Source organism: Asaia sp. As-1742, from assembly GCF_011753235.1.
Taxonomy (GTDB): Bacteria; Pseudomonadota; Alphaproteobacteria; order Acetobacterales; family Acetobacteraceae; genus Asaia; species Asaia bogorensis_B.
In genome coordinates, this window is record NZ_VWWA01000004.1 from 220,731 (window position 1) to 242,666 (window position 21,936).

Below are 21,936 nucleotides of genomic sequence, written 5' to 3' on the forward strand. Positions count from 1 at the left end.
GTGGCAAAGGCGGCACATCCCGGCATAACAGGGCGTGTCGCAATTCCGGCTCAGCTGGATAGAGTACAGATAGGATATACCGGATGCCTTTCTCTCCTAAGTATAAAGTGACGGATCGCAACCTCGCGCTCGAGCTCGTGCGCGTGACAGAAGCTGCGGCCATCTCGTCATCGGCCTGGACTGGCCGTGGGGAAAAGAACGAGGCTGACGGTGCAGCCGTCCAGGCCATGCGGGCCGCTTTCGACACCGTCGCGATCGAGGGTACGGTCGTGATCGGCGAAGGCGAGATGGACGAAGCCCCGATGCTCTATATCGGCGAAAAGGTGGGTGCCGGCGGTCCCAAGATGGACATCGCCGTCGACCCGCTCGAAGGCACCAATCTCTGCGCCAAGGACATGCCGAACGCCATGACGATGGTGGCACTGGCCGAGAGCGGTAACTTCCTCCATGCGCCTGACATCTACATGCAGAAGCTGGTGGTGGGCCCGAACCTGCCGGACGATCTGATCGATATCGACGCCCCGATCGAGACCACGCTGCGTGACCTTGCCAAGGCCAAGGGCAAGGATATCTCCTCGCTCACCATGTGTGCGCTCGACCGCGAACGTCATGAGGAGCTGATTGCCCGCGCCCGTGAAGCCGGCGCTCGCGTCATGCTGCTGACCGATGGCGACGTTGCTGCCGCCATTGCGGCCTGTATGGATGAGAGCCGTGTGGACATCTATGCGGGTTCGGGTGGCGCGCCGGAAGGTGTTCTGGCCGCCGCAGCCGTGCGCTGCGTGGGTGGCCAGATGCAGGGCCGCCTGATGTTCGAGGATGAGAGCCAGATCGAGCGCGCCCGCTCGATGGATCCGGGCAATGACCCGACCCGCAAGCTCGGCCTGCATGACATGGCCCGTGGCGACGTGCTTTTCTCGGCCACCGGTGTCACGACCGGAACATTGCTGCGCGGCGTGCGCTTCTATGGCCCGACCGTTGCCCGCACCCACTCCATCGTCATGCGCTCCAAGTCTGCCACGGTGCGCTTCATTGAGGGGCGGCACAATTTCACCACCAAGACGTGGGCAGGTCACTGATCCCACCCTATAAAGGAGCGTATGTCTGACGCTCCTACGATCATCGCTTCGCCAGAACCGGTTCTTTCTGTCCATGAAAGTGGCAGTCAGCGTTCCTGGGTCTGGCGCGATGACAGGCTGGCCAGCGGTGATGGTCGCATCGCCCTGGCCATCGCGCAGCGCGCCGCCATTCCCGAATTATTGGCCCGCATCCTGCATAGCCGCGGGGTCGATGCCGCCCGTATCCCTGCTTTTCTCGACCCGAAGCTGCGCGACTGGTTGCCGGACCCGTCTTGCCTCACAGGCATGAACGACGCCGCCCTGCGACTGGCCAATGCCGTCAAGGGGGGTGAGACCATTGGCGTCTTCGGTGATTACGATGTCGACGGCGCCTGCGGCACCACCCTCCTGACCGAAACCCTTCGCGAGCTGGGGTGTCCGGTCTTTTTCCATATTCCCGACCGGCAGAAGGAAGGTTACGGCCCCAACGGGCCAGCCCTGGAAGGCCTGCGCGCCAAAGGGGCGAGCCTGCTTATCTGTGTCGATTGTGGGACGGCCGCCGTTGATCTGCTCACCAGCCTCAAAGAGGGTGGCGATATTATCGTGCTGGACCATCACAAGCCAGACGGGGCCATTCTGCCTGACTGTCTGGTGGTCAACCCCAACCGCCTCGATTGCGAGTCGGGGCTGGGGCATCTTTGCGCCACGAGCGTTGCCTTCCTTACGCTGATTGCTACCTGCCGGACGTTGCGCGCGTCGGGCTGGTTTGACGCGCATGAGGAGCCTGCCCTGCTGCGCAAGCTCGATCTGGTGGCACTGGCCACCATCTGCGATGTGATGCCCCTGCGCGACCTCAACCGCGCTTTCGTCGCCCAAGGCCTGCGCGTGATGGGCCGTGGCGAGCGGCTGGGCCTATCCACCCTGGCTTCCGTGGCAGGGGTGAAAGAGACAGCCAGCGCCATGGCCTGTGGCTTTGCCATCGGGCCACGAATCAATGCGGGCGGCCGTATTGCGCAAGCCGAACTCGGGGTAAAGCTGCTCCTGAGCGACGATGCGTTCGAGGCCCGGGCGCTGGCCGAAAAACTCGATGAAATCAACCGGCAGCGCCAGACTGTCGAGGCGGATATTCTCAACGAGGCCTATGCCCAGGCCGAAGCGCAGCTTGAGGCCGGTCACGCGGCCCTGTTCCTGCATGGCGAGGACTGGCATCCGGGTGTTGTTGGTATCGTCGCCAGTCGTGTCCGTGAGCGTTGCAACAGGCCTGTGCTGGTTGGCGCCCTTCAGGATGGCAGGATCAAGGGCTCGGCCCGCTCTGTGCCGGGCATCGACCTTGGGGCGGCTGTGATCAATGCCTGCCAGTCGGGGTTGCTGCTTACCGGTGGCGGTCACGCCATGGCGGCCGGGTTCTCCCTCGACGCAGCAAGAGCAGCTGAATTCCACCAGTTCCTTGACGAGGCGCTTGCTCCGGCCAGACTCCGCCCGCGCCACGACTCACTTTGCATAGACGGCGTACTGACCCTTCGCGGGGCAACGACGGAAATTGCCGCACAACTGGCACGCCTCGGCCCCTTCGGGGCTGGCCATGAAGAGCCGGTCATTGCCATCAGCCGCGTTCGTGCCGTCAAGACCGAGCGTATCGGGCGCGATGGCAACACGCTGCGTGTCATCCTGCAGGGCGAGGATGGCGGCAGGCTGCGTGGTCTGGTCTTTCGCGCCGCAGACAAGGCTTTCGCTGCCCTGCTGGAAGACCGGGCTATGCCGGTGCTTCACGTGGCGGGGCAACTGCGCTGCGAGCAGTGGAACGGTCAGGATATGCTGAGCTTTTTTATTTTGGACGCTGCCACGATTTAGGGTTGACCCCCATCCGGGGGTGGGATAATCAGCCGCTCACGCCTCCAGTCCCGTTCGTCTAGAGGCCTAGGACACCGCCCTTTCACGGCGGTAACACGGGTTCGAATCCCGTACGGGACACCACGGCATTGGCCGCAGTACTCTGCGGGGTGCAGCGGATTAGAAGCACAATCCTGATTTACCAGAATGTTGATTTTGAGCCATTCCTGAGCCCATCAGGAAGACATGGCTCTTTGGTATCAGGGGCTTCGCATGAGCGAATCATGAAGATCAGGCATCGATCCGGCCACAGGTAAACCACTCCCCAAGGGCGTATGGTACCGTGGACCCGGCCAGTATCAGGCTCGCAAAATGGTCGACGGCAAACGCCTGAGAAAGACCTTCGCATCCTCAGCACTGGCTCGTCGCTGGCTCACTGAAAAACGTGCCGAGGTCGATCTTCGCCAGTTCAAGCACAAATTGTTCCTCGACAAGACGCCTCTCAGACGATTGGTGGTGTGCTATCGCAACGAATGCATGATCCATCGCCAGCCGGATCGCACTGATCACATCCCTGCCCTCCTTGATGACCCTGTCGTTAATGTCATTGTGAGTAAATGGCAGCCTGCTGACGTTCGGGCCTTTCGTGATCGCATGCTGTCCGACGGCTATGCGCCAGCGACCGTGGTCAAGCGGCTCAATCTCCTCGCAAGCGTCGTGCAGCATGCGATTAGCGAGTGGGATATCCACACGGTCAATCATGCTTCGGGCAGGGTTGTGAAACGTCCGCAAGGCGCTGACAGGAAGCGTAACAGGCGACTGGCCATTTTTGACAATGAGCACAGTCTTCAGAGTGAATATGACCGCCTTGTCGAGGTCGTTTCGACATCCAAGCATCCCGATGATGTATGGCTCGTCAAATGGTCGATCGAACAAGCCTGCCGTTTATCGGAATCCGTTTCTCTCAGCTGGAAAGACATCGATTTCCGCAGTCGCACGCTTTCGCTTGCCCGGGTTAAGGGCGAGCGACACAGGGAGGAGCTCGGTCCTGAGAAACGCCCACTGCGACGCCTTCTCGTCGACAAACTTGAGCAGACGCCGCACAGGCCGGAGCCACACGAGAAGATCTTTGATATCGGCAATGAGAAGGCGTTCTCTGTCCGCTTTGGTCGGATGACCAGGCGTGCAGGCCTGACAAACCTCACCTTCCACGATCCGCGCCATGAGGCGACATTGCGTCTCGCGCGCTCTCTCGCCAACCCGCTTGCTCTGATGCGTGTCACCGGGCATCACGATCTGAAATCGCTCGACCGCTACTACCAGCCTGCCATGCAGGAACTCACGGACAAGATTGAGGCTAATGAGCCAACGTCTATGGAACCGGCATGACCTTCCCCTCACACCTGCTTCCGCTTCTTTCGCTTATCGCGAGCAGGTGCGGGGGACACGAAATGCGCGTTTTGGGGACGGAAACTGTGCCTTAGGGGCTCTTGGTTTATGCCGATCTGCTCGAAGCCGGACGGCAGACTCGGACCTCATGTCGCTCTGTTCCGTTATTCATTAAGCTACTGTGATATGGACACAACTGACGAAGCTGCTTGACCGTTGCTGCTGACGTCATCCAAGATGCATTGCCTAAAAAGACAGCGATGCAGGTATGGTGACAACCTGTGGTCTCTCCGGAGACAGTCACGCTTGAGCGAATGAACCCGCTCTTGGCCATGGCCGGACACGACGAGGATTGGCCTCGTCCGTGGTCGGTCGTCGTTGTCCAGATCGCGGCCGGCTCGTGTCCGTCTCACCAACGGAAAGACACAGTCATGAAGCTGAATCATATCAACCTCTACAGCCATGATACTGAGGCTGATCGCGCAATGCTCGAACAGTACTTCGGCCTACGCACTCTCGTTGTTCGTGGGAACAAGATGGCCGTCCTGCAGGACAAAGACGGGCTGGTGCTGATCGTCAATCACTTCGAAAACAAGCTCGAAGGCTTCGATTATCCCGGGCAATTCGATATCCTGCACATTGGCTTCATTCAGGAGTCTCGCGAGGACGTCGACACTCTCTATCAGCGTCTAAGCGCGGATGGCTGGGAAGTACAGGCTCCATGCAATGCGCATGGCGCATGGTCTTTCTACTTTAGAGCGAAGGGTGGCTATTTCATTGAAGTGACTACATTAACGCCAATTCGCCCCGAAGAAGCGTATCAGGAGGACCCACAATAACGCCTGGCACGAGCGGCCGAGTAACCAGACCTAGCTGTCTGATCTACGACGTGGGATCCGAAAGGCAGCTAGCGTCTCCAACTTTCACACATTGACGGTTGTGACCGTTTTCCAGAAGCTGACATTGCAGTGCTCACGTCGACAGACGGAATTTGGGACATTCCAGCCGAACCCCGTCACGTCAACCTACAGAAAACCGCGCCTGTGTCTCAGCCAGTCATAGACGCTGCCGCATACCGATCAACCAGACTGCACAAAAGACAAACGATACAATTCCGGCAGCAAAGATTTTTGCGGGCCACTCTATCCGTCAGACCACAATTGCTTCCTGCACGGCCTCCTTTGTCTTGAATTTGGTATGTGCGTCTCCCCAGTGCTTAAGCGCCATAATGACGGGCTCAAGGGTCCGGCCGCGATCTGTAAGGCTATACTCGACCTTGGGCGGAACCTGCGGAAATACTTCGCGATGAATGAATTTGTCTTCCTCAAGCTCACGAAGCTGCATGGTTAACATGCGCTGCGTAACATTCGGTAGAACCTTGCGGAGAGCATTGAAACGCATCGTTCCCTGCAGAAGATGGAACAGGATCACACCCTTCCATTTTCCGTCGATCAACTGGAGGGTTGCTTCAACGGCGCAGCCGGGATTGCAATCAAGGCTCTTGTGACGAATGCGGGGCATAACGGTATCATTTCCGATACTATGGACAGTATATGTGCGTTCTTGTGTAAAATCACCATAGATTCTTATTTGTGCTCCATACAACCACGGAGCATAGAGACATGCGTGCTATCGGCTTTCAGTCCCCGCATCCGATCGACAATGCAGACGCGTTGCGGGACATCAATCTGCCCGATCCGGTTCCATCAGGGCGCGACCTTCTCGTTGAAATCCGTGCGATCTCGGTCAATCCGGTCGACGTCAAGGTTCGAGCGAGCGCCAAGCCTGAGTCCGGTCAATGGCGTGTTCTCGGCTACGACGCCGCAGGTGTCGTCAAGGCAATAGGGCCAGACGTCACCAGTTTCGCAATTGGTGATGAGGTCTTCTATGCTGGCGCGCTGCAACGCCCTGGCACGAACGCCGAGTTCCATCTGGTGGATGAACGAATTGTCGGCCATAAACCCCGGACCCTGGACTGGGCACAGGCAGCAGCTCTTCCGCTTACAACCCTTACGGCTTGGGAGATGCTGTTTGATCGGCTTGATATCCGCCGCCCGGTGCCTGGAACGCAACCGTCGCTCCTCATCATCGGAGGTGCCGGCGGTGTCGGATCGATCGCAACTCAGCTAGCCCGCGTGCTGACGGACATCACCGTCATCGCGACCGCCTCGCGCCCGGAAACGCAAGAGTGGGTGCGCGATCTGGGTGCGCATTATGTGATCGATCACCGTCAGCCGCTCGCGCCTCAGGTCGCACAGCTGCCGACCGGCGCACCGGGATTCGTCTTCAGTACGACCGAGACCACGCAGCATCTCAGCAACATCGTCGAACTTCTGGCACCGCAAGGGCATCTTGGTTTGATCGACGATCCTGCGGAACTTAACGCCATGCCACTCAAGCGTAAGAGCCTGTCGCTGCATTGGGAGCTGATGTTCACGCGCTCAATGTATGCGACCGCCGACATGGACCACCAGGGAAAAATCCTGAACAAGGTCGCTGCCCTGATCGATGGCGGACGCATCCGCACCACTCTGGGCGAGCATTTCGGGCCGATCAATGCGAAAAATCTGCGTCGCGCGCACGCGCTCATTGAGAGTGGTCGTGCGCGTGGCAAGCTGGTGCTCGAAGGCTTCGGCTCAGCGGGAGACGTTGCATGAAAACCCGTTTCACAAATATGCGGCAAACCTCCGCTGCGTCAGACGACAAGACGCTACTGCCTGGTGGGAGTGCGTTCGCCCATCTCCGGATGGTGGGTAATGGCAAGGTCTCGGCTTTCTACCAGGCTGCGGACACGGCGTACCCGCGCTGCTTCCTCGGGGCAAAAGGAGCCGTATCATGACGATTGGACAAGGTCTGCCTTCTGGCGGCCGCTTCGACCTGCACGCCATTGCCGCCACATTTCCCACAACAGCGGATACGATGCTGATGGACACCTATCTGACCGATAGCGAGTCCCGCAGTATCCGCCTCTTTCGGGTCTATCACGGCGTACCTGCCCATTATCACACCCAGTGCGACGAAATTCTCTATGTCCTGACCGGCGAGGGAACGTTCTGGATCGACGATCCCGCGAGCGAAGCCGCTTTCGCTCCCGGTCAGTTGCTTGTGTTCCCCCAGCGGGCAATCCACGCGCTGCCGAAAATCCTGACTCCGTCGGTGGTCTTCCTCGCGATCGATACTCCGCGTCGGGCGCAGGACGATGTCACGTTCGTCGGCCAGCCCAACGAAACGCAGCCAATTTTTATCGCAGGGATCTGACGTTATGTGCACCATGCATTTTGCCTTGTCCTGCGCACGCTTGTTCCGGGGGCGTGTCATAAAGACCGCCTTGGTGGCGGCGTTCGTTGTTTTCGGAGATGCCGGGGCAGGATACGCAAACTCTGCTCGGGTTGAAGTGAAAAGTGACACAATGGACTGGAATGCCGTAGCGCTTGCGGCGGGCCAGGTTTTTGTCGGGGGGCCACGCTGGACGGGTTTTTCCGGCCCGTCTGTCGCCATTGTCACGAAATCGAAAGCGCTTGCGCCTTTTCCAACTGCAGAATGGAATGACTGGAAACCAGGGCTTGATGCCACCCACAGGTTCGTCAACGTCAATGCGCTGCATGTCGGTCCTGATGGTAGCCTTTGGGTTGTCGACACCGGAAGTCCCCAATTTGGCGGCACGATTGTGAAGAACGGTGCGAAACTGGTACGCATAAACCCGATGACGGGTGCCGTTATCCGAGTCTATCCGTTCGGTGCAGATGTTGCGCCAGATGGGAGCTACATCGACGATATCCGTATCAACGGCGCCCATGCCTATTTAACTGATGCGGGAAAGGGCGCGCTTCTCGTTGTCGACATTGAGAGCGGGTCGGTCCGACGGGTGCTCGACGACAATCCCGCCACAACAGTGCGACAGGATCGTCCTATCGTTGTGGAGGGCGAGACTGTGCGGATCAGTGACGATTCACCACTTCATGTGAATGTCGATCCGCTGGAGGTCAGTCCGGATGGCAGAACACTCTATTTCGGGCCACTCGAAGGTCCTTGGTCGCAAGTTCCAACAGCGGCTCTCGATGACCCATCCGTGTCGCGTACGAGCCTTGCGGCATTGGTGAAGCCATGGGCCGATCTTCCGCCGATCGGCGGCAGCATCATGGATGAACGCGGCAGACTTTATTATTCGGTACTTGCCAACGACACGATTTACTGCCGAACCCCGTCGGGCAAGACCATCAAACTTCTGACAGATCATCGTTTGCACTGGGCCGACGCGCCGTTTCTCACAAAGGATGGGCGGCTATGGTTCCCTGTCGCCCAGTTGGACCGCCTGCCAGTGTTTCAGCACGGCGTATCGAAAATCCAAAAGCCGTTCATCATCATGTCATTGCCGATCAATCCGTGAGACGAGGTTCGCTACCGCGGGGCGGAGGGCCCGCTACACCGCCGGGCTTTGGAGTTTCCTGAACCGTTCCCAGGGTTGAGACCTCTTGCACTATCGTTCATTCCGGCAAGATATCCCATGTTCCTCCGATTTCGTATCGCCGCCTTGAGCCTGGGTATTGCACTAACAACCAGCGCACAGGCCGGCACATTGCCAGTGGAAATGGTCGCCAATATCCTCGGTGCCATGCCTGCAGGTATCGCCGTACTACCCAACGAACGCATCTTCGTGAATTATCCTCAATGAGGTGATTCTCCCCCTTCCGCGATCACCTAGATTCGAGCGGGCAAGGTTGTACCCATAGCGGATGGCATATTCGGCAATGGACCGGATGCTACTCATCGCCTCGTCAGTTCTTGAAGCGTCGTGGCTGGCATCAATAACGTTTCATAAATACGCGATACAGGCGCACCAAAATTCAGCGCACCGGTTGCCGGAAGGGTAAAACTCGTCGGGTTTGATCCATCACGCGGCAACGTAGTTCGCTCGATCGTCCTCGGGCCGGATGTCGTCACGCACCCGCGAGGGGCTTTGGAACAGGATCGCAAGCCTTATCGATCGGGTCACGACCGACGAATGCGCCAGCTTCTTTACCGTCATGGGGCATGAGCCAGCATGAAATAAAAACGCTCTAATACACCGGGATAGTGAGGCGTGCGGCATGCGATACGCAGTATTGATGAAAGGATAATATCAATATAGCGCCTCACGTAGCGACGTATTGACTATCATCTTTTGGGAACTCCCTCTTTTCGCCACTCTCGCGGTGTGACGCCGAACCTTTTCTTAAATGCACGACTGAAATGAGACATATCATTGAATCCCCAACGTAGCGCGACGTCGGCGATGCTATCCACAGTACGCGCTCCTCCAGTCCCGGAAAGCGAGTGTGCACAGCGATCAAGACGTTTGAGAAGGACATAACGTATAAGCGAAGTTCCCTCGGCAGCGAACAGCTTGTTGATATACCGCGCTGATAACCCGCTGGCCGAAGCGATCATCGCTGCGTCGAGATCGGGATCATGAAGGTGCGTGTTGACATACCTTTTGACACGCAAAAGAGTGCCCGAGCGCAAGTGCGGACTATCGCCAATGGAACCATTAATTCCACCCAAGGTCATAGCCAACATGCTTATCGCAGGATCGGCCAGGCGCGTCATCTCGTCAGCGCTCAGCTGTCCGATCTGTCGACCCAGCGCGCCAAGGTAAGACGAAAGTACGTTTCCGACGCCCTGAGATACGGCGAGCGATGTGGCTACCCTGTCTTCTGCGTTGACGAGTAGATTATTGAGTATAGGTCTGGAGATGCTGAAGACCACCTCCTGCCACTGTCCTTCGAACCGGAGCGAATGTGGCCGCGTGGCATCATAGATTGCCATGTCACCTACCTCGAGGATGGCGTGGCTGCCACTCTGTTCAATAATCTGTTTACCCTGCAGCATCAGTACCGCGAAATAGCGATCCTCGTAGTCGCTGCGAGCCTCACGAAACCTCCTGTCTACACTTTGCTCAGAAGCCGATATTACTGAAAGGCGTAGGTCGCTAAATCGCTGCGAGAGGACTTTCCCGAAAAAATCATGCCGCGGAATAGCGGATATCTGCACATCCGCGAACAACCTCAGGATTATTTCCCTCCAATATTCGATACGTCGCTCACCAGACTGGTGAACCGACAAATCGAGCAGAGGGTCAGCCCAGTCCTCAGGTTGAAGAATACCGGAAGATGAGGGAGAGTCGGGTGATTTATTCACAGCTGGCAATCTCCCTTTTCACAAAACATGAAGAGCCTAAGCCAGAGAGTGAGACGAGCCCCAACCGGAGGGCGTGGGAACGCTAGCCTCTGATTGCCGGACTTATATGGATCGGAACACCCCGCAAGGGTGCCGTTGGAGCGCCCTGAGACGGCAGAGTTATCCCATGCTCCTGCAGGATGACAGGCATACCGTGAGGTGTATGGAGATGTGCATGAAGCCATGCAGCATGCTTTGCATCAAGGCTCTCAATGGGGAGATACCCTTTCGCAGAAAGCAGGCTCTCCAGCGCGGAAGCCCATTGCCTGTAATAGGTATCATTTACACATTCGCCAGCTTCGGCTGGCAAGGCAGCTACGGTGCGGGAGAAAACGTTCACCCATTCCGGCCACGAAAACAGCCCTGTCTCATGAAGATGTACAGCGAGCCCCCAGACGCGGGCATGCCACGGCGCCCCAAAGGGAGCGGTCTCCATAGGAATAGCCCGTGCCACACTCTCTTCATGGTCGCAGGGAGAAACTTCAGAGGCGTTCAGCATATCACACATCCTCCAGATAATTTTCCCAAAGATCGATATGGACGCAGTCCTGCGCGGACGCACCTTCCCCCCACAGCTCAGATGCTTCAAAACGAATATTGTACACATGCTGTGGAGAGGGGATGCTTCCATGTGCCATTGTGTCGGCGAAAGTGAAAACGCCATGATCCATGACAACTATGCCGACACGTGAGCGAACATAGCGAGGCAGTCTTGTATGGGTGGCGGGGTTCATGTTGCGCGCTCTTATACGGTCGCCGACCTTGAACCGCGGCGTGATCTCCTCTGTCGAAACCCGAGACGATGCCCCTGTTCGCACGACAATTGGAACGAGATCCAAAGTCAGTACAGTCATCCCACTGATCCTTCGCGCATGCGTTTGCCAATCTCGTCAACAGAAAGCACCTGACGTGATATGAGTAGAGCCTCAATGGCGTGAACCCAGTGTTCGTAATAGCTGGATCGAAGATAGGTGGCTGGGTCCATCAGTTCAATTTCGTGACGGAACTCATCCACATTGAAATGACCTCCCGCGAAAGTCGCAATGAATAAAGCGAAGATCCGGCCCTCCCAAACATGGGCAAAGACGGGCTCGCTTGCAGGAGGATTGACCGGTCCCATACCGTGCATTCCGCCCAAGTCATGGATTCCATTCATAACGGCGCTCCATTCAGGTCACCCCTCTCTGCCTGCGCAGGGGGAGAGATGATACCGGTCCCAATCATTGAGTCACGCGTGACGAGGGGAGCAAGTTGCTCAGCCGTCCACCCCTCCGTGCCAGCAGGACGCTGAGGGAGAACCATATACCTGATTTCGGCGCTACTATCCCAAACCCGGACTTCTTTCGTCTCCGGGACTGTTAATCCGAATTCCGCGAGTACCGCCCGTGGTTCACGGACGATGCGGGCACGATATGGGGCTGCCTTATACCAGGCAGGAGGTAATCCCAGCACAGGCCAAGGATAGCAGGAGCAGAGAGTGCAAACGATAATATTGTGAATGCCGTCCGTATTCTCGACGACGATCATATCCTCACCCTGGCCCCCCGAAAATCCCATCTCCGAAATTGCGGCCGTAGCATCATCGAGTAAGCGAGCGAGAAAGGCCGGTTCGCTCCAGGCTCGTGCCACTACGGCGGCGCCGTTCCTGGGACCAATGTGATTCTGATAGGTGTCGACAAGTGCATCGAGCGCCGCAGGATCAACCAGGTTCTTGTCAACCAAAAGCGACTCAATAGACTCTACGCGCAGTTCCAGATCGTCTGGCAAAGGACCATGATCGTGGGAATGAGAATGGTCTGGGTGTTTACTCATGTCAGATATACTCCAGAGGAGGAGGCCACACTCGTATTCTCAGTGCACTCTCGATCGCCAATCGAGGGCGTCTTCGAGAGCATACGCGGCACGGTAGATTGTGGCCTCGTCGTAGTAACGCCCGACGAGTTGTAGCCCGATTGGCAGGTCTTCGCTTGAAGCGCATGGCAATGAGATCGCCGGATGGCCCGAGGCATCGAACGGTGCGGTATTCCCCAACATTTCGAAGGCGCGCGCGAGATTATCCGCTACCGACGCGTTCGAACCAGGCAACCGGCTCGCTCGTATCGGTAAAGTAGGCATCAGCAAGATATCTACCTCTTCCAAAGCGAGATCATAGGCCAGGCGCAATCGACGGGCTAAATTCTGCGCCTTTCCATAGAATTTGCCATGATAGTGGCGATCCATATGTTCGGCAGCAATCAGGGTTGTCCGCAGTGTGGGAGGAAGCTTTTCAGCTTGACTGCGCCACTCCGCGTGGTGGGTCATCATCTGCGTCATATAAAGCCCGCGCCAATTGTGCCCATGACTATTCCCCGCCATCATCTGCGCACTTGCCCCCTCGGTCGCAATCGCGAGCCAGATGGCGGGCGCGACTTTATGCATTGGAACCGAAATACGGCTCACCCGCCCGCCCAACGCCTCACATAAATGAGCTGCATCCTCAACAGCGCGCTGCACTACCGGCTCGATGCCAGGACCGTCGAAGGCCTCGACCAGTATACCGATACGCAGTCCCGATAGGCTCTTGCCAATACCGGCGGAATAGTCGGTTTTGCCGATATTGGTTTGCTGGCGAGGATCTAATCCGTCAAAACCAGCGATGACTTGTAAAAGCGCTGCGTTATCTGCAACGTTACAGCTCATGGGTCCGAGGTGATCGAGCGTCTGCTCGATTGGCATGGCGCCCGTATAGGGTACCAGACCAAAAGTGGGCTTCATGCCAATCACGCCGCAGAACGACGCTGGAATGCGCACCGCCCCTCCCTGATCGCTGCCGATTGCCATATCGGCTTCGCCCGCTGCCAAAAGGGCCCCGTTTCCCGATGAAGATCCACCAGCCGAGAAGCCAGCCTTTCGCGGATTGGTTACCGGACCGGTATGACTAGTGTGCGACCCGCCGGAAAAACAGAAATATTCGCATACGGATTTGCCGGTGATTGTTGCGCCGGCGTCCAGGACACGCGAAACAACCGTCGCATCGACCTCTGGCACATAGCCAGCGAAGGTTGATGATCCATTGTCCATCTCGACGCCGGCTACACAAATATTATCCTTGATGACAACGCGCTTACCATGTAGCGGCCCTGTAGCCGCGCCCGAGATCACTGTCTTCCTGTGCCAGGCGCCGTATGGATTTTCAAAGGCGTCCGGGAGATACCCACCATTACGGCTGTAGCGCGGGGCCGGCACGTAATCCGGTAGGGCATCCAACAGGTCATATGCCTCAAAGGTTGAGGCCAAGGCTGCCCCATAAGCGCTTGCCTCACCCGAGGTCAGAGGAAAGCCGAGTTTTGCAGCAATATCGGCAATCTCTCTTTGGTTTGGACGCCGTATCGTCATGCCGCGTCCCTCATCATACCGGTACCGGGATGACAATTGATGTACTCATAAAACTGATGTGTACCGTCGAAAACCGAGACCTCGTGATAAAGACGGAGCTCACGAATGCCGGCGATCACCTCGAAGAAGACACCGAAAATTCTCAAATGGGTCGGGTGGCTCTCAGCCCACGCTTCGAGATGGCGCAATGATTTCCAGTGACCGATATTGTAACTCTCGTCTTGCAGATTACCATCAATATCGATCGATTGTACGTAGCGGTTGCTATAGCAGCCTACCTCCTCTCCGTTATCTCGTAGGAAATCCATGCCGTTGCGCAATGTGGGCTCTATGCGATCCAGATACAGAGTTCGCTCGGCATCTCCAGCATTGCGCCAATCCTGACCCGATCGTATCAGCGCCAAATTGTCATGCGAATGGATGACTACCCTCGTACCTTCGGCGGTTGCATGTTCGAGCCGACGCAAGATGCCGTTAGCTTCCATAGGATCGTTTTGCGAGAGCGCAAATCGGTCACGCATCGATCCCCAATAACCATGTTCCTGTATTTCGCCGCTGGTGCGGTCCATCACTGCACCAACGCCTGGAAAACTGGTTTGAAACGCGTAAAGGGTCTCAAACTGGCGCGCGTCCGGTGCCACACACTCGCGAAAATACCCCAGCCTCTCGGTCAGCCGCTCAGGGGCCGCCCACCAGGATGCAATAGAGGCATCATTACACCAGCGTTCATAAGTTTCGAAGTCACGCCAATAACCAACAACAATGAAGTTGCCATACCCCTGGTTATCCTGGTGAAAAGTCAGATCATGATTGCCAGGACCATTTTCATGGTCGAAGTCCGCAACTATTTTGCGTAGCGCCAAGAGCGCGGCCTCTCTCAGTGTCGCGTCTTTGAATTGCACCCCGAAATAACCCATTGAGACCCGAGTAAGATCGACATCTGCCCGCGCCACATACATGGGGAAGGGAGGCTGATAATCGTCGGCCACTCGTTTGGCCATTGTGCGTGGACAACGAAGGTGTTGGTCAACTGCGGATTCCATGACGGACCTCATTCAGTCAGCATTGTTGATCGATCAGAAGATGTGCGCGTATCGACACTGCACTGTGATATTGCTAGCCAGCCCATTGGATACGCTCACGTCGGTCCCGGCTTGCAGAAGTAGCTGATCCCGTGGTGCAACAAACCGGATGGCCGTCAGGTTCAGACGCGTACTCGATGAGGCTGCTGCATTGGGAATACCGTTCAGCAGCGTCTTTCCACCCCAGGACTGTGAAATACCAAGAGCTAAGGTTGTCTTGGGATTGGGCATGTATCGACCGATACCCTGTACGAAATAGCTCTCGCTTTGCGACATACGCCCATTCGAGACATTGAAGCGATTATTGTCCCCATACCAAATGACGTCACCAATCAGGTCGAAGGCCCAGTGGGTGCCAAAATGGTGGATATAGGCCCCCTGAAAGTCTAGGGAGACACGATGCTCCCCCAGGTTCAGCGATCGCCTGCGATCATAACTTCCCGTCGGTAAATAAAGATATACGGTCGCGCTCAACGTATCATGATGATCATTGAGCCGGTATTTGAGCGGAGCCGTCAAAATGAGGTCGCCTACACCAGTCGTACTACCGAGCGCTTTCGCTGCCCCGGAAGCTGTCACGTTCCCGAATGGGAGAAGAAACTGAGGGTCGATTGTCAAACGCTTCGTGAGCGAAAACACGTGAAGCAGTCGCGCAATGCCGAGGTTCGATCTTACATTGAAGTTTGATACCTTGGTGTCCCCCATGTACAGGGAGTCCGTGTTGACATAGTTGTAGTACACCACCGCAATAGTGGATTTTAGTGGGAATTGTTCATAATCCCCCGGATTAACCTCAGCCGCCCTGGCACACGCAGGGCCCATCAAGGCGATCGCTAGACTGAACCCAGCGCAGCGCAATGATTTCGGCTTTCCCTCCCCCAAGACAGTGCTCATAGCGCAGATTACCTGTTGTAAGACGTTGAAGGGACGCGGTTAGTGCGTGCCGCGTTCAGCGCTATATTGTCGGCTGATATTCTATTATTATTTCGTTTCCGGGATGATTTCTTGACCGAGAAGGCCATAAATTTTGACCGAGGCGGCCATGCTTGCACCTTGTCAGCACCCCTGCGGGATGCCGCAAGTCGCCTATTTGCAAGTGATGTCGGCTGCCAGAACCAGCGCTCATGCGCATCAGGGCCAGGCGTTCATTCGACCACGTATTCTTTTCATAAGAGTAATCTCTGGAAGCCTCGGGGCGAGGTCTGCGGCAAGTTGTATCTTCAGTTTCCTAAGGCAGTCATATCGATAAACAGACGCCGTTCTCCTTCGCACAGAGCCTGCAGTATCTGGTGCGTGCGCTGAGGCACCGTTGGGCGAAGCAAATGCGCGACCATTCCGGGGAGCCTTGCGAACACTCAGATTCCCTGATGATCCGCTTTTATGTGAGCGCTTCTGCACTCAACGTACGCTCCGCGCTTGACAAATCACTATAAAAATTTGTTATTTTATATATGCACGATAGGATTTGACAGATTTGGACGCCTGAGGCAGGGTTATCTGGAAAACCAGCGTTATTTTTTGTGAAAACCTGAATTGGTCCGCCGTTCGCATCCTTGACCTTACGAGTTGCCACATCGGAGCGGGTTCAGCCTGGCGAAGGTTTAATCAACGCAGTGCCTGCATCCAGCCTGTGACTGACGCTCAAGCTGGGCCGTTGGTCTGAGGGTCATACCAATATTGCCTACAAACACTACAGGCAGTTTCGACCAATAATTTCATGGTGGGATGATAATCCCTGGATAGAGGATCTGACCGATCATGACCGAAATACTGATCAACGCGTTCGACATGGCCTGCATTTCGCATCAGGCAAGCGGTCTCTGGCGCCATCCCGACGACCAAGCTTCCCGTTATAAAACGATTTCATACTGGACCGAGCTGGCCAAGACCCTTGAGCGTGGCCTGTTTGATGGGTTGTTCATTGCGGATGTACTTGGGATCTATGATGTCTATGGCGGGAACTCTCAAGCTGCTCTGCGCAATGCATCCCAGGTCCCTGTGAATGACCCTTCCCTCATCATCGCAGCAATGGCGGCGGTGACGACGCATCTGGGCTTCGGTCTTACTGCGACATTGTCTTTCGAACACCCTTATCCATTTGCGCGCAAGATGAGCACCCTCGATCACCTGACTCAGGGACGAATTGGCTGGAATATTGTCACCGGATATCTCGACAGCGCGGCCCGCGGCAATGGTCAGTCGCAGCAGCAAAATCACGATACGCGCTATGACATTGCTGACGATTATCTGGCCGTCGTAAAAAAGCTCTGGAACGAGAGTTGGGATGATGACGCGGTTATCAATGATCGAGTGAATGGGATCTACACCGATCCTGATAAGGTCCGACGCATAAAATACGACGGCCCTTATTTTTCGGTGGACGCTATTCACTTATGTGAACCCTCGCCACAACTTGTTCCGGTTCTTTATCAGGCAGGTACTTCTGCGAAGGGGCGAGGATTTGCTGGAAAACATGCTGAATGCGTGTTTCTCGCAGGGCCTACATCAACGATTGTGCGCAGTAGTGCGACCGCAATCCGTGACGCGGTCGCAGCGCAGGGGAGAAACCGGGACTCTGTCAAAATATTCTCGTTAGTAACTGTCATCACTGCAGCATCTGACGCGGAGGCAATTGAGAAATATGAGGAGTACAGACGCTACGTTAGCCTTGAAGGGGCTTTGACACTGATGTCAGGATGGACAGGCATCGATTTCTCTTCTTACGATCCGGAGGAGCCCGTTCGACATATTCGCAGTAACGCAATACACTCCGCGATCGATGCTTTGACCATAAGTGATCCCGATCGCATATGGATGGTACGAGAGCTCGCCGAACATTCCGCGATTGGCGGCATGGGGGTAACATTTGTTGGTGGCCCGCAGACCATATCCGACCAATTGGAGGACTGGATCGAGGAGACAGGTGTGGACGGGTTTAACCTTGCCTATGCCATCACGCCGGGTAGCTTCGAGGACTTCATCACATATGTTATTCCCGAACTACAGCATAGGAAGCGTTACAAGACCCAATATAGACCCGGTACTCTGCGCGAAAAAATATTCTCGTCGACGTAGGCCGGCAAGTTACTGTTAATGTATATGGCCCACCCCGAGGTAATCGCGCGTACTGTAAAAAATGTCAACCTACGTATAATTATCATAATCGAGGATTTCATCGCTATAAAGTAATAGTAATTATATCAACGTCACCCGTTCCCTTGTCCTGGTAGAAATCGGTCTGGCAGATTCATGACGCTATAGGAATATTACGTGGACGGCATAACCCTTTGCCCGGTGCCGCGCCCTTCTCTCGACGGTCAACAACGCCGGGTTCTCGCATCGCGAAGCGGGACTATCAGCCCTAAATCCGTCTCTCGCAATCCATCGAACATCGTAAGAAAGGCTTCTTGCAGGCGCGTTCGCATGACAGATGGGATGGTAAAGCCAGAGGCTGGGCGAATGCCTGCCCATCTTAGAGACAATTTTATGGAGCGACCCATCACGCTATCGCCTGCAAGTTCGATCACTCGACCAGGGTACCGAGCAGGTGTCTCGAACACGTCTGCAGTGAACCAGGCAACATCCTACACCGAGACAAGCTGCATGGCCTGATCCGGCCTCAAATAGGTCCTCATCATGCAAAGCATAGTGATCCGAAAAACCAGGCTTGAGAGGCTTTCCATGAACGCCGCAGAACGGAAAACCATTATTGGCAAGTCCAATGAGGCAATGTGCCGCTCGCTTGGCCATTCGCTCCCGAAAATGCTGTCCGAGATCCTGCGCGATATGCTGGAGACCGTGTTATGGCATCTGTGGCCGCGGCCTGCCCGCATCCGACACATCACATCAATCCTGGCCATCCCGGTCAGCCATCGGGACGCCATTGTCCGGAAATGTCTCTGCCATGAGGCGCTGGATGCGCTCGAGATCGCCTGTCGTAGCCGGATTATAGATGATCAGGCCAAGATCTGGCCGCCCATCGACAGCGAACCCTGAATATTCGAGTTCGATCAGCCCTACGGCAGGATGTTGCAGGCGCTTGGTTCCCTCACCTTGCTGCAACACGTCATTATGCTGCCAGAGCGCCGCGAAATCCGGGCTGGCAGCGCTCAGTTCAGCGACAAGCCTGTCGATCTCGGCAGAAGCACCGGCCCGCACCACGTCGGCACGAAAAGCCGCGACCACCGAATAGGCGAGGCTCGACCAGTCCGTCTGCATCGCGCGTATACGGGGCGTACAAAAAACGATCTTGAGGATATTGCAGTCTTCCCGCGCCAGTTTGCTGTAATCGGTGAGCACACAGGAGGCCGCCCGGTTCCAGGCAACGACATCCCACAAGGGTGTCTTGACGATGGCTGGGCTCCAGGTGAGCGCATCAAGCACGCGTTGCAGGCGCGGCGTGATGCCTTCGGCCGCCCTGTACCGCCGTTCTGGCGGATGCCCGAGCGCCAGCATATACAGATGCTCGCGCTCTGCTTCGGTCAGCAGCATCCCCTTGGCAATACGATCAAGCACATCCGCCGAGGGCGAACCCGCCCGCCCCTGCTCCAGCCAGGTGTACCATGTGGGGCTGATATTGGCGCGTTGCGCGACTTCCTCCCGGCGCAGCCCCGGCGTGCGTCGCCTTGTGGCGGGAAAGCCAAATGCCGCCGGATCGAGACGATCACGCCTGTCTCGCAGATAGGCGCCAAGTGCGGTGGAAGAAGTCACTTCAAGCCTGTCAGTGCTGATACTATGATAAAGTCACTACTGTAACAGGATGAGTATGGCGGCCATGATCATGATCTGACAACCAAGGAAACTGGATCATGCGCGTTTTTCTGACCGGGGCGAACGGTTTTATCGGCGCCAAACTCGTTGCAGAACTTATTGGAGCAGGCCATCAGGTGCTCGGCCTGACACGCTCGACGGCTGGCGCGCAAAGGCTCCAGGCCGCAGGTGCAGAAGCGCTGCACGGCGATCTTGAGGATCTCGCCAGCCTGCGCGCAGGAGCGGCAGGAAGCGACGGCGTTATCCATACCGCGTTCGACCATGACTTCGCGCATTATCTTGCCAATTGCGAGAAAGACCGACGCGCTATCGACGCCATCGGTGAGGCGCTTGAGGGTTCGAACCACCCCTTCGTAATCACCTCCACAACGCTGTTCGGCGAAGCTCGTCCCGGCGCGTGCGCGGATGAGGATGTCTTCAACGCCCAGCACAAAAATCCACGGGTTATTTCGGAAATCGCAGCGCAGGGGATGATTGATCGCGGCCGGAATGTCTCGCTGGTGCGTCTGTCGCAAATTCACGATACGGCGCGTCAGGGCCTCGTGACATTCCTGATCCAGCTCGCCCGCGAGACAGGGCGTTCCGCCTATATTGCGGACACGGATTATCGCTGGTCGGCAGCCCCTGTTTCGGCCACCGTCACACTCTATCGTCTGGCGCTTGAAAAGCAGGCCCACGGCGCACGCTATCACGCAACGGCAGAAGAAGGTGTGTCGGTACGCGCCATTGCGGAAAGGATCGGGCAAACTCTCGGCTTGCCCGTCACCGGACTGAGCGAGGATGAGGCAATGGCCCATTTCGGCTGGTTATATGGCTTCGTTAGCAAGGACATGACGGCCTCGAGTCAGAAGACACAGCAACGCCTTGGCTGGCAGCCCATTGGGGCCAGCTTGCTGAGTGACATCGACAATATCAACCCTCAGGCGGCGTAAGTCGGCAGATCGTGACCTTGCTGGCGTATCCCATAAGGGCTGCGCCAGCTTGTTTTTGACCACTCACCGCGCTCACTGCGACGAAAACCGCCATTTCCCTGCCGAACGTACGAGGCCGGCTGCGTCACCGGGGCGCAAAAGCCGGAGCGGCGTGCCGGGGCCAGAGAGACGCCGGTCGCGCTCCCGGACCGTGATCATGCCAGACCATCTGCTTGATTCCTGCCTGAAATTCATCACAGATGAGGGAAACCTGACGGATATTCATGGATCATGATCGACATTCAGCCGCTGGCCATTTTGCGTGAAATCCATCGCACCGGCAGCCTGACACAGGCGGCAGAACAATTATGCCTGACCCAGTCTGCCGTCAGTCATGCCATCCGCCGTTTCGAGGACCGATACAGCGTCAAGCTCTTCGAGCGCGAAGGCCACAAATTGCGCTTTACCCTCGCCGGAGACTATCTGCTCGGACTCGCCCAGCGCGTCCTGCCGCAGCTTGAGCATGGTGCCGGTGTGCTGGAAGATTATGCGCGCGGTCGGCGGGGCTCAATCCGTATCGGTATGGAATGTCACCCCTGCCAGGACTGGCTGATGCAGGTGGTCGATCCCTTTCTTGCTGCGTGGCCTGATGTCGAACTCGACGTCACGACCGCCTTTCAGTTTGGCGGCCTGACGGCTCTGCTCGGCCACGAAATCGATATTCTCGTCACGCCCGATCCGATGGCGCGCCCAGAGCTCACCTTCACGCCCGTCTTCGACTACGAGCTCGTACTGGCCGTGTCCGACACGCACCCTCTGGCGCAAAAACACCATATCGAGCCTTCTGACCTCACAACCGAGACACTGATCACCTATCCCGTCTCGCGCGAGCGGCTTGATATCTACACGCAATTCCTCGTCCCGGCCCATGCCCTGCCGCGGCGGCACCGCACGGTGGAAACCACAGATCTGATGCTGCGCCTCGTGGCATCCGGACGGGCTGTCAGCGCCACACCGGACTGGCTGCTACGCAAGGTGAAAGGGGTGAAAGGAGTCAGGATCGGTAACGGAATTCTCAAATCCATCCATCTGGGCCACCGCACGGGTACGGCACCCCCATATCTGGACGGATTCATCAAACTGGCAGCCAGTGTCAAAATCGACTCATGACGCCGATGATCAACGGCGCCGGGCCTACAGCATCCCGCGTGTCTTTCTGACACGACGAGGAAAAACATGACAGATTGTCATGTTATGACGAATTATAATCATTTGTCTTCATGATGGGTCACGCCAGATAAACGGGCC

The 21,936-nt window shown here is 56.6% G+C and carries 22 protein-coding genes and 1 tRNA gene; 13 read left to right on the plus strand and 10 right to left on the minus strand.

The window, feature by feature from the left end; all coding sequences use genetic code 11:
- Positions 1-83: 83 nt before the first annotated feature.
- From glpX to F3J08_RS08330, 5 genes are all read left to right on the plus strand, one after another.
- On the plus strand, positions 84-1,076 hold the full coding sequence (gene glpX / locus F3J08_RS08310; protein ID WP_023979732.1) for a class II fructose-bisphosphatase: 993 nt from the start codon (positions 84-86) through the stop codon (positions 1,074-1,076).
- Positions 1,077-1,097: 21 nt separating this feature from the next.
- Positions 1,098-2,906: a single-stranded-DNA-specific exonuclease RecJ gene (recJ, locus tag F3J08_RS08315; RefSeq protein ID WP_166929252.1), complete on the plus strand. Its 1,809-nt coding sequence runs from the start codon at positions 1,098-1,100 to the stop codon at positions 2,904-2,906.
- A 47-nt stretch (positions 2,907-2,953) separates the two neighbouring features.
- Positions 2,954-3,029 (plus strand) — tRNA-Glu (locus F3J08_RS08320).
- A gap of 228 nt (positions 3,030-3,257) precedes the next feature.
- Positions 3,258-4,274 carry a tyrosine-type recombinase/integrase gene (locus F3J08_RS08325; protein WP_240149226.1) on the plus strand — a complete coding sequence of 339 codons (1,017 nt, stop codon included), beginning with the start codon at positions 3,258-3,260 and terminating at the stop codon, positions 4,272-4,274.
- A 431-nt stretch (positions 4,275-4,705) separates the two neighbouring features.
- Positions 4,706-5,113: a VOC family protein gene (locus F3J08_RS08330; RefSeq protein ID WP_122038513.1), complete on the plus strand. Its 408-nt coding sequence runs from the start codon at positions 4,706-4,708 to the stop codon at positions 5,111-5,113.
- Between the two features lie 310 nt (positions 5,114-5,423).
- On the opposite strand, the gene F3J08_RS08335 is transcribed toward F3J08_RS08330, so the two are convergent.
- On the minus strand, positions 5,424-5,795 hold the full coding sequence (locus F3J08_RS08335) for a helix-turn-helix domain-containing protein (RefSeq protein WP_166929254.1): 372 nt from the start codon (positions 5,793-5,795) through the stop codon (positions 5,424-5,426).
- Between the two features lie 101 nt (positions 5,796-5,896).
- On the opposite strand from F3J08_RS08335, the gene F3J08_RS08340 reads away from it, so the two are divergent.
- From F3J08_RS08340 to F3J08_RS08360, 5 genes are all read left to right on the plus strand, one after another.
- Positions 5,897-6,931, plus strand: coding sequence for a zinc-binding alcohol dehydrogenase family protein (locus F3J08_RS08340; protein ID WP_166929255.1), 1,035 nt, complete (start codon positions 5,897-5,899; stop codon positions 6,929-6,931).
- Positions 6,928-7,113: a hypothetical protein gene (locus F3J08_RS08345; protein WP_166929257.1), complete on the plus strand. Its 186-nt coding sequence runs from the start codon at positions 6,928-6,930 to the stop codon at positions 7,111-7,113. Before F3J08_RS08340 ends, F3J08_RS08345 begins: the two co-directional genes overlap by 4 nt.
- Positions 7,110-7,532 carry a cupin domain-containing protein gene (locus F3J08_RS08350; RefSeq protein ID WP_166929259.1) on the plus strand — a complete coding sequence of 141 codons (423 nt, stop codon included), beginning with the start codon at positions 7,110-7,112 and terminating at the stop codon, positions 7,530-7,532. Before F3J08_RS08345 ends, F3J08_RS08350 begins: the two co-directional genes overlap by 4 nt.
- Before the next feature lie 136 nt (positions 7,533-7,668).
- A complete protein-coding gene (locus F3J08_RS08355; RefSeq protein WP_370458691.1) occupies positions 7,669-8,661 on the plus strand; it encodes an L-dopachrome tautomerase-related protein in 993 nt (330 codons plus the stop codon).
- 117 nt (positions 8,662-8,778) lie between these two features.
- Positions 8,779-8,946 carry a hypothetical protein gene (locus tag F3J08_RS08360; RefSeq protein ID WP_166929263.1) on the plus strand — a complete coding sequence of 56 codons (168 nt, stop codon included), beginning with the start codon at positions 8,779-8,781 and terminating at the stop codon, positions 8,944-8,946.
- Between the two features lie 482 nt (positions 8,947-9,428).
- Here the strand turns inward: F3J08_RS08360 and F3J08_RS08365 are convergent, their stop codons facing one another.
- The 8 genes from F3J08_RS08365 to F3J08_RS08395 form a co-directional block, all read right to left on the minus strand.
- Complete coding sequence (locus tag F3J08_RS08365; RefSeq protein WP_166929265.1) at positions 9,429-10,451, minus strand: helix-turn-helix domain-containing protein; 1,023 nt, start codon at positions 10,449-10,451, stop codon at positions 9,429-9,431.
- A gap of 82 nt (positions 10,452-10,533) precedes the next feature.
- Positions 10,534-10,989, minus strand: coding sequence for a nitrile hydratase accessory protein (locus tag F3J08_RS08370; RefSeq protein WP_166929267.1), 456 nt, complete (start codon positions 10,987-10,989; stop codon positions 10,534-10,536).
- 1 nt (position 10,990) lies between these two features.
- Entirely contained in the window at positions 10,991-11,344 is a 354-nt protein-coding gene (locus F3J08_RS17380; RefSeq protein ID WP_205206830.1) for an SH3-like domain-containing protein, read from the minus strand.
- Entirely contained in the window at positions 11,341-11,646 is a 306-nt protein-coding gene (locus F3J08_RS17385) for an SH3-like domain-containing protein (protein WP_205206831.1), read from the minus strand. Before F3J08_RS17385 ends, F3J08_RS17380 begins: the two co-directional genes overlap by 4 nt.
- The gene (nthA, locus tag F3J08_RS08380) at positions 11,643-12,302 is read right to left on the minus strand and encodes a nitrile hydratase subunit alpha (protein ID WP_166929269.1); all 660 of its coding nucleotides are present in this window, start codon (positions 12,300-12,302) and stop codon (positions 11,643-11,645) included. Before nthA ends, F3J08_RS17385 begins: the two co-directional genes overlap by 4 nt.
- 39 nt (positions 12,303-12,341) lie before the next feature.
- Positions 12,342-13,865 carry an amidase gene (locus F3J08_RS08385; protein WP_166929271.1) on the minus strand — a complete coding sequence of 508 codons (1,524 nt, stop codon included), beginning with the start codon at positions 13,863-13,865 and terminating at the stop codon, positions 12,342-12,344.
- Positions 13,862-14,908, minus strand: a complete 1,047-nt coding sequence (locus F3J08_RS08390; RefSeq protein WP_166929273.1) for a phenylacetaldoxime dehydratase family protein — start codon at positions 14,906-14,908, stop codon at positions 13,862-13,864. Before F3J08_RS08390 ends, F3J08_RS08385 begins: the two co-directional genes overlap by 4 nt.
- Before the next feature lie 33 nt (positions 14,909-14,941).
- The gene (locus tag F3J08_RS08395) at positions 14,942-15,841 is read right to left on the minus strand and encodes a transporter (RefSeq protein WP_205206833.1); all 900 of its coding nucleotides are present in this window, start codon (positions 15,839-15,841) and stop codon (positions 14,942-14,944) included.
- An 864-nt stretch (positions 15,842-16,705) separates the two neighbouring features.
- Between F3J08_RS08395 and F3J08_RS08400 the strand changes: the two genes are divergently transcribed.
- Positions 16,706-18,022, plus strand: coding sequence for an LLM class flavin-dependent oxidoreductase (locus tag F3J08_RS08400; protein ID WP_205206834.1), 1,317 nt, complete (start codon positions 16,706-16,708; stop codon positions 18,020-18,022).
- A gap of 771 nt (positions 18,023-18,793) precedes the next feature.
- Here the strand turns inward: F3J08_RS08400 and F3J08_RS08405 are convergent.
- A complete protein-coding gene (locus F3J08_RS08405) occupies positions 18,794-19,657 on the minus strand; it encodes a helix-turn-helix domain-containing protein (protein WP_166929275.1) in 864 nt (287 codons plus the stop codon).
- A 98-nt stretch (positions 19,658-19,755) separates the two neighbouring features.
- On the opposite strand from F3J08_RS08405, the gene F3J08_RS08410 reads away from it, so the two are divergent.
- Both F3J08_RS08410 and F3J08_RS08415 read left to right on the plus strand, forming a co-directional pair.
- Complete coding sequence (locus F3J08_RS08410; RefSeq protein ID WP_166929277.1) at positions 19,756-20,649, plus strand: SDR family oxidoreductase; 894 nt, start codon at positions 19,756-19,758, stop codon at positions 20,647-20,649.
- Positions 20,650-20,919: 270 nt separating this feature from the next.
- Complete coding sequence (locus F3J08_RS08415; RefSeq protein WP_166929279.1) at positions 20,920-21,798, plus strand: LysR family transcriptional regulator; 879 nt, start codon at positions 20,920-20,922, stop codon at positions 21,796-21,798.
- The last annotated feature ends 138 nt before the right edge of the window (positions 21,799-21,936 follow it).